At 65.7% G+C, this 19,112-nt stretch carries 19 protein-coding genes; all 19 read right to left on the reverse strand.

Annotated features, from left to right (window positions below; all coding sequences use genetic code 11):
• Positions 1-28 precede the first annotated feature (28 nt).
• Positions 29-1,492, reverse strand: coding sequence for a TIGR01777 family oxidoreductase (locus tag AC3RCJ_RS24985; RefSeq protein ID WP_492959604.1), 1,464 nt, complete (start codon positions 1,490-1,492; stop codon positions 29-31).
• The gene (locus AC3RCJ_RS24990) at positions 1,489-2,130 is read right to left on the reverse strand and encodes a DUF4166 domain-containing protein (RefSeq protein ID WP_492959606.1); all 642 of its coding nucleotides are present in this window, start codon (positions 2,128-2,130) and stop codon (positions 1,489-1,491) included. Before AC3RCJ_RS24990 ends, AC3RCJ_RS24985 begins: the two co-directional genes overlap by 4 nt.
• The gene (locus AC3RCJ_RS24995) at positions 2,127-2,681 is read right to left on the reverse strand and encodes a GbsR/MarR family transcriptional regulator (protein WP_492959608.1); all 555 of its coding nucleotides are present in this window, start codon (positions 2,679-2,681) and stop codon (positions 2,127-2,129) included. The genes AC3RCJ_RS24990 and AC3RCJ_RS24995 overlap by 4 nt, the downstream gene beginning before the upstream one ends.
• A gap of 67 nt (positions 2,682-2,748) precedes the next feature.
• Positions 2,749-3,864 (reverse strand): fatty acid desaturase family protein, encoded by a 1,116-nt coding sequence (locus AC3RCJ_RS25000; RefSeq protein WP_492959610.1) that lies wholly within the window; start codon positions 3,862-3,864, stop codon positions 2,749-2,751.
• Positions 3,864-4,976, reverse strand: coding sequence for a sterol desaturase family protein (locus AC3RCJ_RS25005; protein WP_492959612.1), 1,113 nt, complete (start codon positions 4,974-4,976; stop codon positions 3,864-3,866). Before AC3RCJ_RS25005 ends, AC3RCJ_RS25000 begins: the two co-directional genes overlap by 1 nt.
• Complete coding sequence (locus AC3RCJ_RS25010) at positions 4,973-5,596, reverse strand: phosphatase PAP2 family protein (protein WP_492959614.1); 624 nt, start codon at positions 5,594-5,596, stop codon at positions 4,973-4,975. The genes AC3RCJ_RS25005 and AC3RCJ_RS25010 overlap by 4 nt, the downstream gene beginning before the upstream one ends.
• An 11-nt stretch (positions 5,597-5,607) precedes the next feature.
• The gene (locus AC3RCJ_RS25015) at positions 5,608-6,900 is read right to left on the reverse strand and encodes a F390 synthetase-related protein (RefSeq protein WP_492959711.1); all 1,293 of its coding nucleotides are present in this window, start codon (positions 6,898-6,900) and stop codon (positions 5,608-5,610) included.
• Positions 6,900-7,730 (reverse strand): MBL fold metallo-hydrolase, encoded by an 831-nt coding sequence (locus AC3RCJ_RS25020; protein ID WP_492959616.1) that lies wholly within the window; start codon positions 7,728-7,730, stop codon positions 6,900-6,902. The genes AC3RCJ_RS25015 and AC3RCJ_RS25020 overlap by 1 nt, the downstream gene beginning before the upstream one ends.
• Complete coding sequence (locus AC3RCJ_RS25025; RefSeq protein ID WP_492959618.1) at positions 7,723-8,760, reverse strand: NAD-dependent epimerase/dehydratase family protein; 1,038 nt, start codon at positions 8,758-8,760, stop codon at positions 7,723-7,725. The genes AC3RCJ_RS25020 and AC3RCJ_RS25025 overlap by 8 nt, the downstream gene beginning before the upstream one ends.
• Before the next feature lie 10 nt (positions 8,761-8,770).
• Positions 8,771-9,751, reverse strand: a complete 981-nt coding sequence (locus tag AC3RCJ_RS25030; protein WP_492959620.1) for a 3-oxoacyl-[acyl-carrier-protein] synthase III C-terminal domain-containing protein — start codon at positions 9,749-9,751, stop codon at positions 8,771-8,773.
• Between the two features lie 157 nt (positions 9,752-9,908).
• Positions 9,909-10,817: an ion transporter gene (locus AC3RCJ_RS25035; RefSeq protein WP_492959622.1), complete on the reverse strand. Its 909-nt coding sequence runs from the start codon at positions 10,815-10,817 to the stop codon at positions 9,909-9,911.
• Between the two features lie 69 nt (positions 10,818-10,886).
• The gene (locus AC3RCJ_RS25040) at positions 10,887-12,638 is read right to left on the reverse strand and encodes a cation:proton antiporter domain-containing protein (RefSeq protein ID WP_492959624.1); all 1,752 of its coding nucleotides are present in this window, start codon (positions 12,636-12,638) and stop codon (positions 10,887-10,889) included.
• Between the two features lie 119 nt (positions 12,639-12,757).
• Positions 12,758-13,990, reverse strand: coding sequence for a metal-dependent hydrolase (locus AC3RCJ_RS25045; RefSeq protein WP_492959627.1), 1,233 nt, complete (start codon positions 13,988-13,990; stop codon positions 12,758-12,760).
• A 102-nt stretch (positions 13,991-14,092) separates the two neighbouring features.
• On the reverse strand, positions 14,093-15,754 hold the full coding sequence (locus AC3RCJ_RS25050; RefSeq protein ID WP_492959629.1) for a GDYXXLXY domain-containing protein: 1,662 nt from the start codon (positions 15,752-15,754) through the stop codon (positions 14,093-14,095).
• On the reverse strand, positions 15,751-16,713 hold the full coding sequence (locus AC3RCJ_RS25055) for a DUF2157 domain-containing protein (RefSeq protein WP_492959631.1): 963 nt from the start codon (positions 16,711-16,713) through the stop codon (positions 15,751-15,753). The genes AC3RCJ_RS25050 and AC3RCJ_RS25055 overlap by 4 nt, the downstream gene beginning before the upstream one ends.
• A gap of 45 nt (positions 16,714-16,758) precedes the next feature.
• The gene (locus AC3RCJ_RS25060) at positions 16,759-17,049 is read right to left on the reverse strand and encodes a DUF427 domain-containing protein (RefSeq protein ID WP_492959633.1); all 291 of its coding nucleotides are present in this window, start codon (positions 17,047-17,049) and stop codon (positions 16,759-16,761) included.
• Between the two features lie 70 nt (positions 17,050-17,119).
• On the reverse strand, positions 17,120-17,785 hold the full coding sequence (locus AC3RCJ_RS25065; protein ID WP_492959635.1) for a DsbA family oxidoreductase: 666 nt from the start codon (positions 17,783-17,785) through the stop codon (positions 17,120-17,122).
• A gap of 90 nt (positions 17,786-17,875) precedes the next feature.
• Entirely contained in the window at positions 17,876-18,520 is a 645-nt protein-coding gene (gene plsY, locus AC3RCJ_RS25070) for a glycerol-3-phosphate 1-O-acyltransferase PlsY (RefSeq protein WP_232731198.1), read from the reverse strand.
• A gap of 97 nt (positions 18,521-18,617) precedes the next feature.
• Entirely contained in the window at positions 18,618-19,109 is a 492-nt protein-coding gene (gene ybaK, locus AC3RCJ_RS25075) for a Cys-tRNA(Pro) deacylase (RefSeq protein WP_492959638.1), read from the reverse strand.
• Positions 19,110-19,112: the final 3 nt, after the last annotated feature.

Genomic DNA, 19,112 nt, shown 5'->3' on the forward strand with positions numbered 1-19,112 from the left:
TTCCTCCAAGGCCCCATCTTACGCCAACTTATAAACTGCGCAGCGCCCCTTCCAGCTGCGGATAGCGGAAGACAAAGCCGTCGTCCAGCAGGCGGCGCGGGGCGACCCGTTGGCCTTCCACCAGCAAGTCGGCCTGCTCGCCCAGCAAGGCGCGCATGAGGAAAGCCGGCGTGGGCACGACGCTGGGGCGGTGCAGCACGGCGCCCGCCACCCGGGCGAAGCGGCGCTGCTCGATGGCTTCCGGCGCGCAGACGTTATACGCGCCCTTCACGGCGCCCTGTTCGCTGCGGCGCGCCACGTGGGCGATGGCGCGGATGACGTCGCGCACGTGCACCCACGAAATCCACTGCTTGCCGCTGCCGAGCGGGCCGCCCGCGCCGAAGCGTATCGGCAGCAGCATCTGCGGCAGCGAACCCTGGTGGCCGAAGACGAGGCCGAAGCGCAGGCAGCCCACCTGCACGCCATAGCGTTCCGCCTGGCGCGCGGCCGCTTCCCATTCCTGGCACAGCTGCGACATGAAGATGGCTTGCGGCGCGCTCTCCTCCGTCAACGCCGTCGCGTCGCCCTGCGGCTGCACGCCGTAATAGCCGATGGCGGACGCCGACAGCAGCACCCTCGGCTTGTGCTGCGCGCGGGCGATCCACGCCAGCAGTTCCTGCGTCAGCGCCACGCGGCTGCGGCGCAGGGCCGCCTTGCGCGCGTCCGTCCAGCGCTTGCCGACGATGCGCGCGCCGGCCAGGTTGACCACCATGTCGATGCGCTGCGCATCCGACAATTCCTCGAACGACCGGATGCAGCGCACCTGGCCGTCGAAGGTCCATGCGGCCTGCTTGGGCTGGCGCGTCAGCACCGTCACCGCATGGCCGTCGGCCAGCAGGGCGCTGACCAGTTGCTGGCCGATGAACCCCGTGGCGCCCGTCACCAGCACGGACTGCGGCGCGGCGGCAAAGCGCAGATGCTCCTCTTGCTCTGCAATCTCTTGCACCTTGCGCCGGCCCAGCTGCCACACGGCGTAGGCGTCGCGCAGGCCGGACAGGCCCACGCCCACGCCGCACAGGGCGAGGAAGACGCTGAGCCAGCCATACGGCTGCCATACGAGGGCCGTCGGCAAGGTCGCCCACTCGCTGCTGTTCAGGGCCAGCAGGGCGATGAAGGCGCCCGCGTTAATCGCCAGCACCGTGTGCGTGACCCGCTCCGTGGCGGGCAAGAGGCGGGTTTGATCTTCCACAACGAAGTCCCACAGGGTCAGCACGATTTCCACGCCAAACACGATCACCAATACCCAGGCCCAGGCGCCGTGCCACTCCCAGGCCGCCAGGCCGACAAACAGCAGGCTGTAGATCAGCGCGCGCGTGGCATGGATGGTCAATTCCAGGCGCGCCGAGGCCTTTTGCGGCAGCGCTTCCGTGATTTCGTGGTGGTAGATGGTGTCGAAGGCGCCCAGGCAGCCTTGCGCCGCCATCAGTTGCAGGGCCAGCAGATGCGTATTCATGGTGTTTCCTTCATTTCCGGTGCGGCCGATTCGCGGAACACGCCGACCTGGGTGAATGTGGTGCCGAACAGGGCGTGGCGGATCTCGATGCGGATGTTGAACTGCTGCGGCGTATCGTTGCGGTGGCACAGATAGGTCTTGCCGGGCGTAAGCACGCCGGGCAGCGGCAGGCGCCAGCCGAACAGATCCCAAAAATAGCCGTCGCTGGTGAAATGCAGATTGCCATCCTCGACGTGCAGCACCAGCTTCATGCCCAGCCCCATGCCCACGTATTCGAGCACTTCGCCTTTCTCGCTTTCGGCCATGTAGGACGTGAAGCGGATCGGCGCGCGCCCGTGCAGGCGGTAGGTGCGCTGCTTGAAGATGAAGGGGCAGCCGGGGCGCGAATAGACCTCGATATCGACAGGGAAGTCGTGGTCGTCATGCGGGATCAGGGCGCCATCGATGAAGGGGCGCGTCAGCCAGCCCAGCACCTTGCCCAGGCGCGAACTGGTGAGCTCACTGAGTTCGCCCCGGTAATACAGGGGCTGGCCCGGCGCCGGGTTTTTCTCGAAGCGGCGGCGGATGTCCGGGTGCAGGGTCAGCCACCGCTCGCCCATGACCTTCTTGAACAGCTCTCCTTCGGACGGGCCGTTCATGCTTTTCCCGGCTTGCCAGGCTTGTCTTCCGGGCTGAGGAACTTGGCCACCTTGCCGCCCATCGACAGCATGCGCTGCAGGGTGGCCGGCGGCAGGTTTTTATAGTCGCTGTAGGTGGAACTGAGCATTTCCAGGAAGGCCAGCACTTCGCCCATGCGCGCCAGCGTTTCCGGCGGTATCGCCGCATCGTGTTCGCCCTCGATCGCGCATTCGCGCAGCACCGTCAGGGTGGGGTCGATCTCGCGCCGCTTGCGCTCTTCCATGATGACGCGGAAGATTTCCCACACATCCTGCAGGGCGACGAAGTGGTCGCGCCGGTCCCCCATCACGTGCGTGATGCGCGCCAGGCCCCAGCTTTGCAATTCCTTCAGGCTGTTGCTGACGTTGGACCTGGCCACGTTCAGGCTGGCCGCGATGTCTTCCGCCGTCAGCGGTTCGTTGGCCAGGAACAGCAGCGCGTGGATCTGCGCCACCGTGCGGTTGACGCCCCAGCGGGTGCCCATTTCACCCCAGTGGAGAATGTATTTCTGCGTCGTTGGGCTTAATTCCATGATTTTCTCTTATTTCTGTCGTTACAGAAATGTAAGATGAAACAGAAAACCAGTCAAGCGCGATTCGTCAGGACTGTGCCGGCGGCTGGCCCATGGCGCGCAGGAACGCCTGCTGCGAGGCGTGCAACTGGCCGTAACCGAGTTCGCGGTAGACGAGGCCGTGGCGCGGCGCCAGTTCGGCCAGGATGCGCGCCAGCGCCGGATAGTGGCGGTGGCTCCAGGTGGGGAACACATGGTGCGTCAGGTGCAGATTCAGGCCGCCCAGCCAGTAACCGAGCCAGCGCAGCGCGCGCGGTTGCGGCGTCCAGTCGCAGGCCGTGTAAAACGTGTGCTGGTACCAGTCGTGCGGCAAGGTGCCGTCCTGGCCCGGCTGGAAGAACTCCACTTCGGCCCAGTGCGTGCCGAGGATCAGCGCCACCAGCGCGCACGAGGCGAGCATCTGGCCCAGGAAATACGCGCCCAGCACCACGTTCCAGGCTATGCCGTGCTGCTGCAGCACCCACATGGGCAGCGCCAGCACCAGCGCCACGTGGCCCAGCTTCCAGCCCAGGAACGACAGCCAGCCGCGCCAGCCCTGCAGGCGGCTGTGCGCGGCCACGGGGGTCTTGCCGAAGCGGTCCAGCCAGTCGCCATACCAGTTCAGGTATGGCAGCGACAGGGCCGCCACCACGGGCCAGTACAGGTATTGATAGCGGTACTGGGGCGACCAGCGTTGGAACGGCGTCTGGCGCAGGAAGGGATTCGGTTCCGTGTCGAGGTCATAGCCTTCCACGTTCGCATACGTATGGTGAAAATGCACGTGGCGGATGGTCCAGAAATCCGTGTCCACGCCCACGGGCAAGCCCACCAGGCGGATCAGGATGCGGTTCAGGCGCCCGTGGCGGAAGACGGTGCTGTGGGCCGCATCGTGCAGGGTATTCATGGCCAGCGCCATGGCCGCGACCAGGCAGGCCACATAGCTGGCGACAAACGGCCAGGTGCTGCGGGCATCCAGCGCCAGCGCATACAGCCCCACTGTCAGCGCGGCCAGGAAGACGGTTTTCGCGTGCAGGCGCGCGTCGCCAAAGCGGTGTTTTCCCTCGCTGGCGAGGTAGGCATCGGCACGGGCGCGCAGTTCGCGGCGGAAGGCGGAATCGCGGGCGGGCTGGAAGCGCAGCGGGGGAAGCGATGGTACAGGCGACATCACGCGCGCGTCCCCGCCGCCGGCCACCACAGGCGGCGCGCGCCATCGAGGCCGTGCGCCAGCAGCGCGGCCAGGAACACCATGCCCCACGCATCGCGCGCGCCATACCAGCCCAGGTACAGGGCCGGCATGGCCAGCGCGATGGCCACCCAGGCGATGGCGCCCCAGCGCCGCGCGTCCGACAGGCCGCCCAGCGCCAGGGTGCCGCCAAAAATCAGCGCGAACAGCATGGCCTGCTGCGCGCCGGCCAGCACCGCCTCGTGGTTGACGTAATAGATCACCAGGCCAAACAGGATCACGCCGCCGATGCCGATGAACGGTTCCGGCACCTCGAAAGTGCCGCGCGACTGCCAGTGGGGAAAGCGCGCGCGCAGCCACTTGAACAGTTTGCCGTTGCTGGCCAGGAGCGGATTATGCGTGGGTGTCATGCCTTTCACGCCATAGCGCATTTCCACGCCCTCGAGTTCGGGCTGGAAGCTGCCGAAGAGTTTGTCCCACATCAACAGCGTGCCGCCAAAATTGCGGTTGATATAGCGCTTATCGGTGCCATGGTGCACGCGGTGGTGCGAGGGCGTGACCATGAATTTATCGAGAATGCCGGACTTGTTCACCAGCGCATTGTGATTATAGAACTGCACCGTGTAATGCAGCGACGAGACGACGAGGAAGATTTCCAGCGGCACGCCCAGCACGGCCAGGATGGCAATAAACGGGAAATTCGTCAGCGACGAATACCAGGAATTGCGCACGCCCAGCGACAGGTTGAAATGCTCGCCCTGGTGGTGCACCACGTGCACGGCCCACAGCAAGGGGATCTTATGGTGCAGCCGGTGCATCCAGTAAAAGCACAGATCCCAGGCAAAGAAGGCGAAGACCCACTGCGCCGCCACGGGCCACCGGTCGACGAGGTGCAGGTTCGCATGGCGCAGCAGCAGGGCGAACGCCGCCACTTCCACGCCGCGGAACACCCACATCAATATGTGGCCGGAATTGAGGTTGAAGATGACGTCTTTCCACGGCACCGGCGTCTGACGCACCCATTTGAGGATCAGCAGTTCGGCCAGCACGAAGGCCAGCATGACAAGGAAAGAGAGGGCAAAGGGGTTCATCATGGTGCGGCTTTTATGGAAACGGCGCGGCGGGCGGCCAAGGATACCTGTATTTTCGCCAGCATGCCGCTCGCCACGCCCACGGCCAGGCCGGCGGCCAGGTCGATGCTCACGTGCCGGCGCAGGGCGATGATGGCGTAGCAGATGGCCACGCCCAGCGCCACGACCAGCGCGGAGCGCAGCAGGTGGCGTTTGTCGCACAAGGCCCACACGCACAGCAGGGTCAGGGCGCCATGCAGCGAGGGCAGGCAGTTTTGCGTGGAGTCCGCCGACTGCAGCAGGCGCAGCGCCTGCGTGCTCCAGGCGCTGCCGTCACCCACGGGTGGATACGCGAGCGTGGTCGGGTACAGCAGGAAGACCACGCCGCAGGCCAGGGCGGAAAACGCCATGGCGCGCGCCAGCCAGCGCACGCGGGCCGCATCGGCCGCCAGGTAGGCGTACGGGATCAGGATGAAGAAGGACAGATACAGCCAGATGGCAGAGTCGCTATAGGCAATGGCGCGATCGAGCGCCGTTTCCGGCAAGAGTACCCCCTGCCCTTGCAGCACATCGCTGGAAAAATACACGAGACCGACACTGCCCCAGCCGGCCAGCAAATGCAGCAGGCGGGAAGTCAAAGTCATGGAAGAGTGGTTCATGCGCTGGCAAGGCGCCGGATGCGGCGCCGTTTCATGGTGGGGTCAAAGGCAGGCAGTTCGCCGCTCGTCGTCCAGGCCAGGGCATCGACGGCCACGCCCAGGCCGCGCAGCACCGCGTCAAGATGGGCACGCAGGGCGGCCAGGCCGGCCGCGTCCAACGCCGCATGCAGCTGCAGGGCGTTGTCGCCCGACTGCAGCAGGCGGTAGTCGGCGTCCGCCGGCAAGGCTTGCGCGAAGGCGCGCGTCAGCACGTCGGCAAACACGGCGACGGGTGCACCGCCGCGCGCACACGGCAGCAGCAGGAGATCGTCGCAACGCCCTTCGATGCCGTCGATGGCGCGCGTGGCGCGGCCGCAAGGGCATGGCGTGGTACGCGCGATCAAAATATCGTCGAGGCGGTAGCGCACGATGGGCTGCGTCATGCGCGTAAAGTCCGTAATCACGGGCACGAAGCGACGTTGTTCAGGATCAAGCCACTGCGGCTCGATGTGCACGTATTCCTCGTTCAGGTGCAGCACGCCGTGCTCGCAGCTGCTGGCAAGAAAACCCTCGGTGGCCTGGTAGATTTCATGCACGGCGCCGAATGCCTGCACGATCAGCGCGCGGTCCTGCGCCTCGAGCACTTCGGCGACCGAAATGACTTTTTTCGGCGCCAGCGCCAGGCTGCCATCGATGACGCGCAAGGCCAGCTGGCGCAGCACCTGGGCCGGCGCGACGATGACGGAAGGTTGATAGCGCGCCAGCTGCGCGCACAGGCTGTCGAACGGTGCGAACAGGTCATAGAAGGCAAAGGTGAGCCACGGCGAGCGCACGGCCGTGTACAGATTGCTGTTCGCGCGCAGGAACAGCGCCACCTTTTCGCCGGAAAACAGGCCGTCGGGCAGCGCCTTGGCCAGCATCACGCCCGCCCATTGGGCCTTTTCGCGGGGGCTGACGGTAAACACGGCGCGCCGCGACGAGGTGCCCGACGACAGGCCCACGGTGATGTCGCCCACGGCCGGCGTGAAGTCGCGGCTGCGTTCGGCCGCCATGGCCGCCTCCATCGCCTGCGCCAACGTCACGCCCTCGGTATTCATGGCGTCGAAATGCTCGAGCATCAGCGCCTTGTTCATCGTCGGCCACTGCGCCAGCGGCAACGCCCGGTACGGTGCAAAATACGTGCTGCGCGCGCACAGCACGTCGATGAAACGCGCCAGCTGCTTGCGCTGGTAGGCGTCGAGCTGCGCGCGGCTTGCGAAACGCAGGCGGCGCGTGCGCCAGTACGACAGCAACAGCCAGACAATACGCATCACGAGCGGCCCGCCACTGGCAAATAATCGTTGCTGTCTTCATGCGTGATGCGGATCTGCGCCTGGCCCGACCGGTGCAGCTGGTGCAGCCGGTTCAGCGTTTCATAGTACGGCGCGCGCTTGTGCTGGATGAGGAACGACAGTTCCGACGGTCCGCGCAGCTGCTGGAAGCTTTCCGGCACCCAGGCCGCGTCCGACGCCAGCAAGGTCCAGCCGCCGTCCTGCAGCACAAAGGCGCCCAGATGGCCGATGGCGTGGCCGGGCAGGTCGACGATGTAGATCTCGCCCGTGCCGCTGACGTCGCGCCCGTGCGTGAACGGCAGCAGGGCGGCCGGCAAGGCCGTCTCGGGCACGCTGTCGACGAAAGTCAGGCGATCCGCGATGTCGTTCGGCAGCAGCTCGGGCACGAAGGCCTGGCGCACGGCGGCCACGCCGGACAGGCCGCGCACGGCGTCCCAGCCCGTTTTCGAGGCCATCAGCCGCGCGCCGGGAAAGTCGCGCAGGCCGGCGATATGGTCGGCGTGGAAGTGCGACAGCAGCAGGGTGTGGATGTCGCCGGGCGACACGCCATGCGCGTGCAGCTGGCCGTGCAGCGATTCATTGTCGTCAAACGAAATCGGCGTCACCCACGCATACATGCGGTACACGCCTTTCGACGTGGCGGCGCGGAAGTGTTCGGCGTAACCGGTGTCCCACAGGTACAGGCCCGCGCGCGTCTCGATCAGGTAGGCGCGCGAAGGGAAGCAGCGGCTGGCCAGCCCGCTGCCTTTCAAGACCATGCAGGACGGATGGGTGCAGTGGCCGACGCGAAACGCGGTGATGCTAGCCATTGCGCTCCTTGCCCACCTTGTGCGCCGCCTCTTCCTGGCGCATCCACTTGGCAGTGAGCGCGATGCCTTCCTGCAGGCTGACGATGGGACGGTAGCCGAGCACCTTGCGCGCCTTGGCGATATCGAGCGTCATGTCGAAACTGAGGGCGCCGATGCTGTAGGGCGTGAGCGCAGGTTCGCGGCGCGTGAAGCGCGAGGCGAACTGCATCAGGCGAGCAACCACCGCCAGCACGCGGTAGGGCACGCTGACGATCTCGAACGGCTGCTGCAGATGGTCGCAAAACAGGCTGCGCAGGATGTCGCACAGGCGCGCCGGTTCGCCGTTGGTGATGTTGAAGGCGGCGCCCGACTGCACCGTCTTGTGCACGGTGGCCAGCCACATCGCGTGCACGACGTTGTCGACATAGGTGACGTCGATGCTGGCCGCGCCGCCTTTGGGCAGCGGCAGCTTGCCGCCGCGCTGCTGCAGCACGCGCGCCAGGCGCGGGATCAGCACCTGGTCGTGCGGGCCGAAGATGGCGCGCGGGCGCAGGATCACGCACGTCATGCCGCGGTGGCGGTCGACACACTCCTGCACCAGCTTTTCCGCCATCGCCTTGGAACGCGCGTAGGCGTTGACGAGGGTATCGGGGCGGAAGGTTTCCGGCACCTCGTAGCGGTCGTGGTAATCGAAATAGATGGCCGGCGTGGAAATGTGCACGAAGCGCGCCACGTGCAGGCTGGCGGCGGCGCGCAGCAGCTGGGCCGTGGCCGTCACGTTGGCGGCGATGAAGTCGCGCTCCGGCCCCCAGGGCGAAGACAGCGCGGCGCAGTGCCAGACGGTGTCCATGCCGCGCACCAGCTCATCGACCTGGCGCGGCGTCGCTTGCGCCAGGTCAAGCGCCACGAATTGCGCGCCCAGGCGCTCCAGTTCGCGCCCCACGGCCAGGTTGCGGCCGGTGGCGCGCACTTCCACGCCTTGCGCCAGCAAGGTGCGCACGGCATTGCGCCCCAGGCCGCCCGTCGCTCCCGTGACCAGTATCCGCTTCATTGCACCTTCCTCATAGATCGACGATCATGCCGCCGATGGTCAGGCCGGCGGCCGTGCCCATCATCAGCAAACGCTGGCCCGCCACGGCCCGCCCCGTCATCACCGCCTCGTGCAGGGCCGTGGGCAGGGACGCGGCCACCTGGTTGCCATGGTTTTCAAAGATCTTGATGATTTTAGCATCGGGGACGTCGAGGATGCGCGCCGCATGCGCGAGGCCCAGCGGGCTGGCCTGGTGCGGCACGACCACGTCGACTTTTTCCAGCCCGGCGCCCGATTCCTGCATGAGTTCCGCCAGGAAATCCGGCATCACCTTGACGGCCAGGCGGAACACGGCCTTGCCATCCATGCGGAACAGGTAGTCGCCCGGTTCGCAGCCGTTGCGCGGGTTGCGCTCGGTGCCGCCGCCACGGATTTCGCAATAGCGCCGCCCCTCCGGGTAGGTACCCATCTTGTAGGCACGGATGCCCGCGCTGCCATCGCCGCGCTCGACGATGACGGCGGCGGCGCCGTCGCCGAAGATCATCGACGCTTCCGGCTCGCGCCAGTCGACCCCGCGCGAAGCGAGATCGGATGAGACGATGGCGATGCGCCGGTAGGCGCCGCCCGCCAGCAGCGACGCGGCCACGCGGAAGGCGGCCATGAAGCTGAGGCAGCTGGCATTGATGTCGAACGCTTGCGTGCCTGGCGGCAAGCCTGCGTGTTCGGCGATGAAGCAGGCCGTGTTCGGCAAGGCCTGCTCGGGCACGCCGCAGGCGCCGATCAGCAAATCGATATCGGACGGGCGCAGGCTGGCGTTCTTCAGCGCGTCCAGCAGCGCGGCGGCGCCCAGCTGGCTTTGCGACTCATCGGGCGCGGCGACAAAGCGCGACAGCACGCCGCTCTTGCGCAAGGTATAGCCGGGCGGATGACCCAGTTTCAGGTCCAGGCTGTCGGAGGTGACACTGTGCGCAGGTACGGCTTTACCCGTCGCAATCAGGCGAACTGGAATCATGTTGGCTTTTATAAGTTAGTGCGCTAACGCGCAAATGTCGCCTGATACCACCTGCTGCGCGGCGCGATTGGCGGCCTCCGATGCCCGCTGTGCATGCGCACAGCTGCGCGTCTCGGCCACAAGCCACATCCGCTCGCTACGATGGCATCAGGCGAGGTTAATCGAGTGCCAGCGGCGGCAGCTTGACGCCGCAGTTCTTGCAGAAACTGGCGTCGTCATCGAGCCCTTCTTTCAGGCACGTGGGGCAGGTACGCGTGGTCACCAGCTTGGAGCTGCGCTGTACCGTCATTTCGGCACTGATAATGCCGGTTGGCACTGCCAGGATGCCCCAGCCCAGCAACATCATCAGCGAAGCGATCGTGCGCCCGATGTCGGTCCTCGGCGTGATATCGCCAAAACCCACGGTGGTCATGGTGCTGATGGCCCAGTATATCGACGTGGGGATGCTGCTGTAACCATTTTCCGGCCCTTCCACCACATACATGACAGTACCCAACAGAAAGACCACCATCATGACAAAAGACAAGAAAATGAGGATCTTGCGCCGGCTGGCCAGCAGGGCGCGGCCCAGCACCGTGTATTCATGCACATACGACGTGAGCTTGAGAATGCGAAACATGCGCAGCAGGCGCAAAATGCGCACATCGATCAGCACGTGCGCGCCCGGCAGCAGCAAGCCGATGTAGGTCGGCACGATGGCCAGCAAGTCGATCACGCCGAAAAAACTCTTGGCGTAGCGCACCGGATGCTGCAGGCACGACAGGCGGGCAAAATATTCGATGGTAAATAAAATGGTGAAAAACCATTCGAGCGCCGTCAGCCAGGTGCCATAGCGCTCGGCCACGGAAGCGACGCTGCTCAGCACCACCACCGTCACGCTGATCAGGATGGCGGCGATCAGCAGCAGGTCGAAGGCGCGGCCCGTGCGCGTTTCCGCCTCGAAGATGACGGTGTACACCTGCTCGCGCCAGCCCCGCTCGGGCTTGCCAAATTTTTGCTGCGTTTCCTGCGCCGCCAGTTGCTGCGGCGTCAGGGGCGCCGCGCCGCTCTTCGTCGCGGCTTTCATGTGGATAGTGTGCTCATATACTATTATTGTATAGATAATTGACGAAGCACGGCGACACGCACGATTGCACTACGACAATTTTTTCGCCAGCAACACGGCATTGCGCCGGTCGCGCTCGGCCTGCACGATGTCAAACGCGCGCGTTTCGCTCAAGCCCGCCGTCTGCAACACGGTGGCCGTCAGCTGCAGCGCCGATTCCAGCGCCTCGGGCACGACCAGGGTGGCGCCCGCGTGCATCAGCGCCACCGCATGCGCCTCGTCGCGCGCGCGCGCATACACGGGCAGCAGCGGATATTCGCGGCGTATCGATTTGACGGCATGCAGCACGGAGGCCGCATGGTCCATCGTCAGCACCACCGCGGCGGCGCGGTCCGCATTGACCTTCTGCAACAGTTCCGCGCGCGATGCATCACCGAAATACACGGGAAAGCCGCGCGGATGCAGGGTCGTCACCAGCCGCGCATCATTCTCGATAGCTACATACGCGATATCCTGTTCCGTCAGCACCTTGGCCAGCAACTGCCCTACCCGGCCGAAACCGGCAATGATGACGGTGCTGCCCTGCGGCGGCGGCGCGCCGTGCGCCAGGTCGGCCAGCTGATGGTGGTGGCGCCGTTCCCACCAGTTGCCGAAGGCGCGCGCCGCCTTGGCCAGCGCCGGCGTGGCGAACAGGCTCAGGCCCACCACCAGCATGACGAACTGCGCCACCTGCGGGCCGATCAATTTCGTGCCCAGCGCATACGCGACGACGATGAAGGCAAATTCGCCGCCCTGCCCCAGCAGCACGCCCGTTTCCACGGCACGCCCCCAGTGAAAGCCGCCGAGGCGGAAAATCACGCTGATGACCAGGGTCTTTAATGCAAACAGGCTCAGCACGGCCAGCGGAATCAGCACGGGCGACTTGAGGATTTCGCGCACGTCGATCTGCATGCCCACCGACATGAAGAACAGGCCCATCAACAAGCCCTTGAACGGCTCGATCGTCACTTCCACTTCATGGCGGAATTCCGTTTCCGCCAGCAGCAGACCGGCCAGCAAGGCGCCCAGCGCCATCGACAGGCCCGCCAGATACGTCAGGCCCGCGATACCGAGGGTGCTGAGCAAGGTCAAGGCCATGAACACGTCGGGCTGGCGTTTCTTGACGAAAAACTGGAACAGCGGGCGAATCACGCGGCGTCCCAGCAGATAGATCAGCAGGATGGCGCCCGCCGATTTCACGGCCGCAAAGCTGAGCAGATACGCCAGGTCGTCGCTGCGCCCGCTGGCGAACACGTCGATCAGGATGAACAGCGGCACCACCATCAGATCCTGGAACATCAGAATGGAAAAGCCCGCCTGGCCGGCCGGCGTCTGCAAGGAGCGCTGGTCGGTGAGCAACTGCATCACCACGGCCGTCGACGACAGCGACAGCACCAGGCCCAGCACGATGGACGCTTCCAGCGACAGGCCGAAGTAATACGCGACGCCGCCGATCAGGCAGGCGCTGACGGCCACCTGCCCCACGCCCGCGCCGAATACCCAGCGCCGCAGCGCCCACAGCCGCTCCGTCGACAGTTCCAGGCCGATCATGAACATCAAAAACATCACGCCCAGCTCGGCCAGGCCGCTGACCTGCTCGGCGCGCACGAACGAGAAATACGTCAGCCACGTGAAGTCGCCGGCCCACAGGCCGAAGCCGAAGGGGCCGAACAGGGCGCCGACGGCCAGGAAACCGAGCACCTGATTGACCTTCAGGCGTTGCAATAGCGGAATAAAAATCCCGGCCAGGGCGAGAAACAGCAGGGTTTCGCGCAAATACGGTAAGGCGTGTTGCTCTTCCAAGATAATCCTAACTTAATGACATCTATGCTGAATTAACAATTGTCGCATGCACAGCCACGGCGAAATGCGTGTACACACGATATTTTTTGCCGAAAGGCAATATATTCACTCGCACCGCCCTATTTCGGCGGTGCCAGCATGTCCGCGCGCGGGCGGTCCCAGCCCGGCACGTAGGCAGGACAGGGCCGGCTGTGGAACTGCTGCAGTTCCACGGTAGTGAAATTGGGCAGCATACCCGGGTTGAACCGCACGTCCGTCAGCTTGTCCGCATGCAAGCGGGGCATGCGGGCAAAACGGAACCAGGCGTCCACATAGCAATTGTCTTCCTGCAAGGCGCGCAGGGCGGCCAGGCTGCCCGCCGCCTGGGCCGAGACGGCAATGCCGGGCGCCAATTGCCGGCCTTGCTTGCCCGTTTCGGCCAGGCCGGCCGGACAGGCGGCGGGCGCCAGCGATCCGGGCAGCAGGCTCAGGGTGCCGCGCCGCAGGGTGTAGACGTCCGTCTTGCTGTCGAGCGAAACATAGATCCAGCACAGCGGGTTGCTGGGGAACGCCGTCATCGCCACGTCCCACACGCGCGTGCCCGGGTCCAGACGCTGCACGGCCGCCTCGATGCGCGCACGGCCGATGGCCGACGCCACGCCCTGCGTGCCGATGAAGGTGGCGGCCAGCGCGAAGGCCAGCAGCAGCGCTCCCCGCCCCCGCTCGCCGGCCCGTCCTTGCAGCACGGCCAGCACCACGCCCAGCCCCAGCAAGACGGCCAGCGAGGCCGGCGCCAGATAGGTTTGATAGGTGAAGAAGCACAGGGCCGCCGCCAACCCCGCCAGCAGCACGCTTTTGACGATGGCGTAACGCAAGGACATGATCACGGGCACGCCCAGCAGTACCCAGAACATGGGCTCGACAATGAAGACCATGTCACCGTACAGCCAGCGGCTGTCGAACGGATAGAACGGGTGCAAGCCATAGGAGTTGAGGAAATCCATGCCCATATGCAAGCAAAATCCCAGCAGCAGACAGGCCGCCAGCCCGATACGGGCGGGCACGCTTGCCTTGAGCAAGCGCCGCGCGCCGGGCCATAGCAGCCACAGCAAGGCCAGCAACAGCAGCGCCTGCGGCAAGGCCAGCAGCAAGGTATGCGTATGGCCCCGGTGGTGCAGCATGTAGCCGAACGGACGCGGCAGCAGTTTCGTGAGGACCAGGTCCAGGTCCGGCGCATTGCTGGCAAACCAGGCCGAAAATAAGAACAGCGCACGCCGGGTGCGCTGCGCGGGTGCCTGCGGCTCGGGCGGCAGGCTGCGGTGTACCAGTTCGCCGACCCCGAGGCCGATGACCGAATGCGTAATATTATCCATCGGGCAATTTTACAGGATACGGCCCCCCCAAGAACAAAGGCTGGGGTCGTCCCCTCAGGGTACGCCCCCGGATTCTGCCATTGGCTTGGTTCAATCAAGCGGCTACAGCGCCTGTAAATCTTCCCCACGCATGCCCACCAGCAAGGCGCGGCCATCGGGCAGCACGCGGAACTCGCCGTAACGGGCCTTTTCCCAGCGCGCCGCCTCGCCTTCCTTGAAGAACCAGGCATCGCTGACCAGCACCCAGTTGCCATCCTTCGGCGTCAGTTCGAGCAGGAATTCCCCGGGCGCCAGCGCCTCCCTGGTGTACGGGCGCAGCAGTTCGGCCACGCCGCGCGCATCGCGCCGGGCCACCACGAGGGGCCGGCCCGGCGCCCTGTCCACGCTGGCCAGGGTGCTCAGGACGCCGAGGCCCTGGAAATTGAGGCGCATGTAATCGCCCTGCATCAGCGAACGGGGATCGACGGGCGCCAGTTCCACGAAGACAGGTTCGCCCTTGGCGATCAGCTGCTCCTTCTGCCAGATGCCGACATTGGCGACCAGCAGCACCAGCAGCAAGCCGCCCAGCACGCCGAGACGGACATGGCGGCTCTGGACCGCCACGGCCGATGGTTTACTTTCCACCAGGTGCAGCACGGCGCCGCGCGTGGCCAGCCACGACAGCGCGCACAGCAGCGCGCCGGCGACGGCCAGCAGCGCCGCCTTGCTGGCCAGCGGCCAGGCCAGCTGGTAATAAAAGCTGCCGATGATCCACGCCGCCGCCAGCGCGGCCGCCACGGCCACGCGCGCGCGCCCGCTCGTCAGGCAATACGCGAGGACCAGCAGCACGGGTCCCAGCGCCGGCATGAACCACGCCAGCACGATCAGCACCAGGGCCACGCCGATGGCGGGCAGCTGGCGCAGCGCCGGCCAGCGCCAGCCCATCCAGACGGCCGCCGCCACGGCCAGCACCAGCGACACCGCGTTCAATGCCTGCGCATACCAGCTGCCCGCCCGCTGCCGGGTCAATTCGCGCGTCACTTCGCCGACGAAACCGCCGCCCGCGCTGGCGCCCAGCATGAAGGTCATGCCCGACCAGAAGGCCAGTCCCAGCAGGATCGCCAGCACCCAGCCCGTCGACAGCGATTCCAGGAAGGCGGCGATGGGCGCGCCGCGGCCATCATTGAAGGCCTGCTTCTGCAGCCAGTGGGCGGCCAGCCACAGGGCCAGGGCCAGCATCCAGGCCAGGTACAGCTGCGTGGGATCGTTCTCGAAAATCCAGTCGCGCCCGCTGTCGATGGTGCCCAGCGCCAGCAAGCCGCAGGCGACCACGCCCAGCAGCACGCGCAGCCAGTCGCGCGGCAAGGCGGCGGCCACCAGCAGGCAAGCCAGACACAGCAGCAAGGAAGCCATCTGCGCCGACCAGTCGCGGAACAGCGCATAACCGAGCAAGCCGCCGCCCACCAGCAGGCAGGGCACGGCCAGCTGCTCGACGAACAGGGCAACCCCGCGCATGCGGATCAGCAACACGGCTGCCACCAGCACGATGGCGGCCACGACGTACGCGCCGGGACCGTGGCGCACCACGCTTTCCAGGCCCACGCCCAGCGCCACGACCAGGGGGATGGCGGCCAGCCAGGCGCCGAAAGCCGTCATCAGCACCAGCGGCCACGGCCGCACATCCTGCTCGGGCCGGCTGGCACCAGACGGCAGCAGACCCGTGCGCGTGGCGTCGGCGATCAGGGTATCGAGCGCATCGTTGCGCTGCGTATGCATGCCGCTCATGCCGCCTCCTGGCGCGCGCGCCACAAGATGCCTTGCACGGTCAGCGCCAGCAGCACGGCGGCGACCAGGCCCAGCATGATCAGCTTGCCCACCTCGCTGCCGCCGCCACCGTTGAACAGCACGTACGCCAGCCCCCCCACCAGCAGGGTGTTGAGGCCCAGCGCCACGGCGCTCAGGCCGAACACGTCAAAGAACTGACGCGTGGCCAGCACCGCCCCGGCGATGGCCAGCAAGACCAGCCCCGCCCAGTACGGAGACCCGACCTCGCTGCCGAACAGGGCGCTGACAGCCGCGCCCGTGATGAGGATGGTGGCCAGCACCAGGCCGAGGCGCAAGGCCCAGCTGCCCGCGCCCGTCCAGCGCGCCAGCAAAGGCGACACGAACGCGCACGCCAGCAGCACGGCCAGCCAGCCGCTGACGAAAATGCCCAGATCGGCCGAATCGATGCGCCAGCTGTGGTGCGCATGCGCCTGCATCCACAGGGCGGCGGCCGTCGAGAAGATCAGCATCCACGGCGTCCACAGCACGTCGCTGCGCGCGACCAGGCACAGCGGCAGCGCCAGCACGGCCCATAGCGCGAACAATTGCCACGGATCGGCCCCAGTCTGGTAGGTCTGGCCGAAATACGCGAACAGGCCGCCGATGGCCAGCAAGGCCAGCAGCAGCAAGGGCACGCGCGCCTTGGGCACGGCAAACGCGCCCACGCAGGCGGCGGCGAACACGCCTTGCAGCAGCGCAAAACGGCCCATGCGGCCCAGGTCTTCCCAGTTGGCGGCGACCCAGAAAATCAGTCCCATGCCCAGCAAGGCGGCGCCCAGCACGGCCACGCCGCGCGGCAGCCAGTGGGCCAGGCGCGCCGGTGCGCGCTGGAAGCCGGCCACGTCCTGCAACTGCCGGGTTTGTTGGGCATCGAGCGCATGGGCCGAGGCGAGCTGGTACACGGCGAGGCGTAGATCCATCGTCTGCTTTCTGTGTGAATGGTCGGAAAATCGGGGGGAGTCGGCTCAGGGCTCGACGCTGACGCCGCGCCAGAAGGCGACGTGGCCGGCAATTTGCTTGGCGGCATCCTTGGGCTGGGGGTAGTACCAGGCGGCGTTGGCGTTCGTCTGGCCATCGACGACGAGGTCGTAGTAGCTGGCCGTGCCCTTCCACGGGCAGATGCTGGTGTGGCTGCTGGGACGCAGGTAGTCCTGCTTCACCGCCGACAAAGGAAAATATACATTGTTTTCAACGACTTGCACCTGCGCATCGGTGGCTTGCGCGATGACGGCGCCATTCCAGCTGGCTGTTGGCATTTGACTATCCTCCCTCTGCGCCGAGTGTAGCGCAAAAAGTCTGCCATGGCGCGCGCCATTGGCACCCGACCTAAGCGCCGCTGATGATCTGGCGCAAGGCTTGTTCAAACACTTCGGGAGGCTGGCCGCCGGAAATCAGGTGGCGCTCGTTGATGATGACGGCGGGCACGGAATTGATGCCGTTCTGCTGGTAGAACTGCTCCTGCGCGCGCACCTCGTCGGCGTAGGCGTTCGATGCCAGCACTTCGGCCGCTTGCACGGTATCCAACCCCACGTCGCCCGCGACTTGCAGCAACACTTCATGCGAGGACGGATTTTTCCCCTGCGTGAAATACGCATCGAACAGCGCCATCTTGAGTTCCTTCTGGCGCCCTTGCAGGGCGGCCCAATGCAGCAGACGGTGCGCATCGAAGGTGTTATAGATGCGCCCGCGCTTGTCCATCGCGAAGGTAAAGCCCAGCTGCTCGCCGCGCGCGCGGATCGCTTCGCGCGACTGCGCCATCTGTTCCGGCGTGGAGCCGTATTTGCGGGCGATGTGTTCGCCGATATCCTCGCCTTCGGGCGGCATGTTGGCGTTCAGCTCGAAGGGCTGGAAGTGGATCTCGGCCTGGACGGTGCCGTCCAGCTTGTCCAGCGCCTGTTCCAGCGATTTCAGGCCGATCACGCACCAGGGGCAGGAAACGTCGGAAACGAAATCGATACGGATAGGGGTGGGTGTGACGGGAGAGGAACTCATGGTGGGCAGCCTTTGCGCGGGTCGGTGGCGGCCGCACCGCGCGGCGCCGCAAGCACAGCATATGCGTGCGGGCCGCGGGAAATCAAGCGCTTACTTTTTCTTGACGGGCGCCTTGGCCGCATCCTTCTTGCCGCCGATCTTGCTTTCCTTGCCAGAGAGCAAATTCGCGATGTTCTGGCTGTGGCGGTAGGCCAGCAGCACGCTCATGACGATGACGGCCAGCAAGATGGGATCGACGCCGAACAGCAAGCCATAGTAAAACGGGGCGAACAGGGCCGCCACCAGGGCCGCCAGCGAGGAATAGCGGAACGCGTAGGCGATGATCAGCCAGGTGGCCAGGGTCGCCAGGCCCAGCCAGGGATTGATCCCCAGCAACACACCGAGGGCCGTGGCCACGCCCTTGCCGCCGACGAAGCGGAAGAACACGGGCCACAGATGGCCGAGGAAGACGGCGATGGCGACCAGGGCCACGGCCGTGTCGCCCACGCCCAGGGCACCGGCAAAATGGTCGGCCAGGAATACGGCCAGCCAGCCCTTGGCGCCATCGCCCAGCAGGGTCATGATGGCCGCGCCCTTGTTGCCGCTGCGCAGCACGTTGGTGGCGCCCGGATTCTTCGAGCCATAGGTGCGCGGATCGGCAATGCCGTAGACCTTGCTCATCACCACGGCAAACGATATCGAGCCGAGCAAGTAAGCGGCCACTGTCATTGCCACGGTTGTGATTACTGGATTCATTTCTTCCCTTTATTGTGTTTATGACACCAGCGTCGAGGCTGGCGCAGCAGAATATACACCAGCGCCCTGTCCTGGGACAGGGCGGCGTCCGGTTTTCTTAATCCTGCAGCGCGCACTGCACCGGCTTGGCCTTGAGCAAGTCGAGCAAGACCTGCGGCGCCAGCGAGACGAGGAAACCGCGCCGTCCGCCATTGATGTAGATGCGTGGCAACTCCAGGATCGATTGCTCCACATACACGGGCATGGCCTTCCTGGTGCCGAACGGCGAGGTGCCGCCGATCAGGTAGCCGGAATGGCGCTGCGCCACCTCGGGCTTGCACGGTTCGACGGACTTGCAGCCGATGCCGCGCGCCAAATTCTTGGTCGACACCTTGCAATCGCCATGCATGAGCACGATCAGCGGCTTGGCCGCCTCGTCCTGCATCACCAGGGTCTTGATCACCGCATGTTCCGGCACGTTCAATTCGCGCGCCGAGACGCTGGTGCCACCGTGCTCCTCGTACGGATACGGGTGTTCATCGAAGGACACTTGATGCTTGCGCAGCAGCTGCGTCGCCTGGGTTTCGGAAATATGCTCTTTTTTAGCCATGCG

It is taken from the genome of Janthinobacterium sp. GW822-FHT07H11 (assembly GCF_058798615.1).

What these genes read in the sequence shown, in the direction of transcription:
- AC3RCJ_RS25030 (WP_492959620.1), bottom strand. Translation starts at nt 9,751, where the DNA reads ATGATTCCAGTTCGCCTGATTGCGACGGGTAAAGCCGTACCTGCGCAC.
- AC3RCJ_RS25065 (WP_492959635.1), bottom strand. Translation starts at nt 17,785, where the DNA reads ATGAGTTCCTCTCCCGTCACACCCACCCCTATCCGTATCGATTTCGTT.
- AC3RCJ_RS24985 (WP_492959604.1), bottom strand. Translation starts at nt 1,492, where the DNA reads ATGAATACGCATCTGCTGGCCCTGCAACTGATGGCGGCGCAAGGCTGC.
- AC3RCJ_RS25055 (WP_492959631.1), bottom strand. Translation starts at nt 16,713, where the DNA reads ATGGATCTACGCCTCGCCGTGTACCAGCTCGCCTCGGCCCATGCGCTC.
- AC3RCJ_RS25060 (WP_492959633.1), bottom strand. Translation starts at nt 17,049, where the DNA reads ATGCCAACAGCCAGCTGGAATGGCGCCGTCATCGCGCAAGCCACCGAT.
- AC3RCJ_RS25020 (WP_492959616.1), bottom strand. Translation starts at nt 7,730, where the DNA reads ATGGCTAGCATCACCGCGTTTCGCGTCGGCCACTGCACCCATCCGTCC.
- AC3RCJ_RS25045 (WP_492959627.1), bottom strand. Translation starts at nt 13,990, where the DNA reads ATGGATAATATTACGCATTCGGTCATCGGCCTCGGGGTCGGCGAACTG.
- AC3RCJ_RS25000 (WP_492959610.1), bottom strand. Translation starts at nt 3,864, where the DNA reads ATGTCGCCTGTACCATCGCTTCCCCCGCTGCGCTTCCAGCCCGCCCGC.
- AC3RCJ_RS24995 (WP_492959608.1), bottom strand. Translation starts at nt 2,681, where the DNA reads ATGGAATTAAGCCCAACGACGCAGAAATACATTCTCCACTGGGGTGAA.
- AC3RCJ_RS25035 (WP_492959622.1), bottom strand. Translation starts at nt 10,817, where the DNA reads ATGAAAGCCGCGACGAAGAGCGGCGCGGCGCCCCTGACGCCGCAGCAA.
- AC3RCJ_RS25005 (WP_492959612.1), bottom strand. Translation starts at nt 4,976, where the DNA reads ATGATGAACCCCTTTGCCCTCTCTTTCCTTGTCATGCTGGCCTTCGTG.
- AC3RCJ_RS25010 (WP_492959614.1), bottom strand. Translation starts at nt 5,596, where the DNA reads ATGACTTTGACTTCCCGCCTGCTGCATTTGCTGGCCGGCTGGGGCAGT.
- plsY (WP_232731198.1), bottom strand. Translation starts at nt 18,520, where the DNA reads ATGAATCCAGTAATCACAACCGTGGCAATGACAGTGGCCGCTTACTTG.
- AC3RCJ_RS25015 (WP_492959711.1), bottom strand. Translation starts at nt 6,900, where the DNA reads ATGCGTATTGTCTGGCTGTTGCTGTCGTACTGGCGCACGCGCCGCCTG.
- AC3RCJ_RS24990 (WP_492959606.1), bottom strand. Translation starts at nt 2,130, where the DNA reads ATGAACGGCCCGTCCGAAGGAGAGCTGTTCAAGAAGGTCATGGGCGAG.
- AC3RCJ_RS25025 (WP_492959618.1), bottom strand. Translation starts at nt 8,760, where the DNA reads ATGAAGCGGATACTGGTCACGGGAGCGACGGGCGGCCTGGGGCGCAAT.
- ybaK (WP_492959638.1), bottom strand. Translation starts at nt 19,109, where the DNA reads ATGGCTAAAAAAGAGCATATTTCCGAAACCCAGGCGACGCAGCTGCTG.
- AC3RCJ_RS25050 (WP_492959629.1), bottom strand. Translation starts at nt 15,754, where the DNA reads ATGAGCGGCATGCATACGCAGCGCAACGATGCGCTCGATACCCTGATC.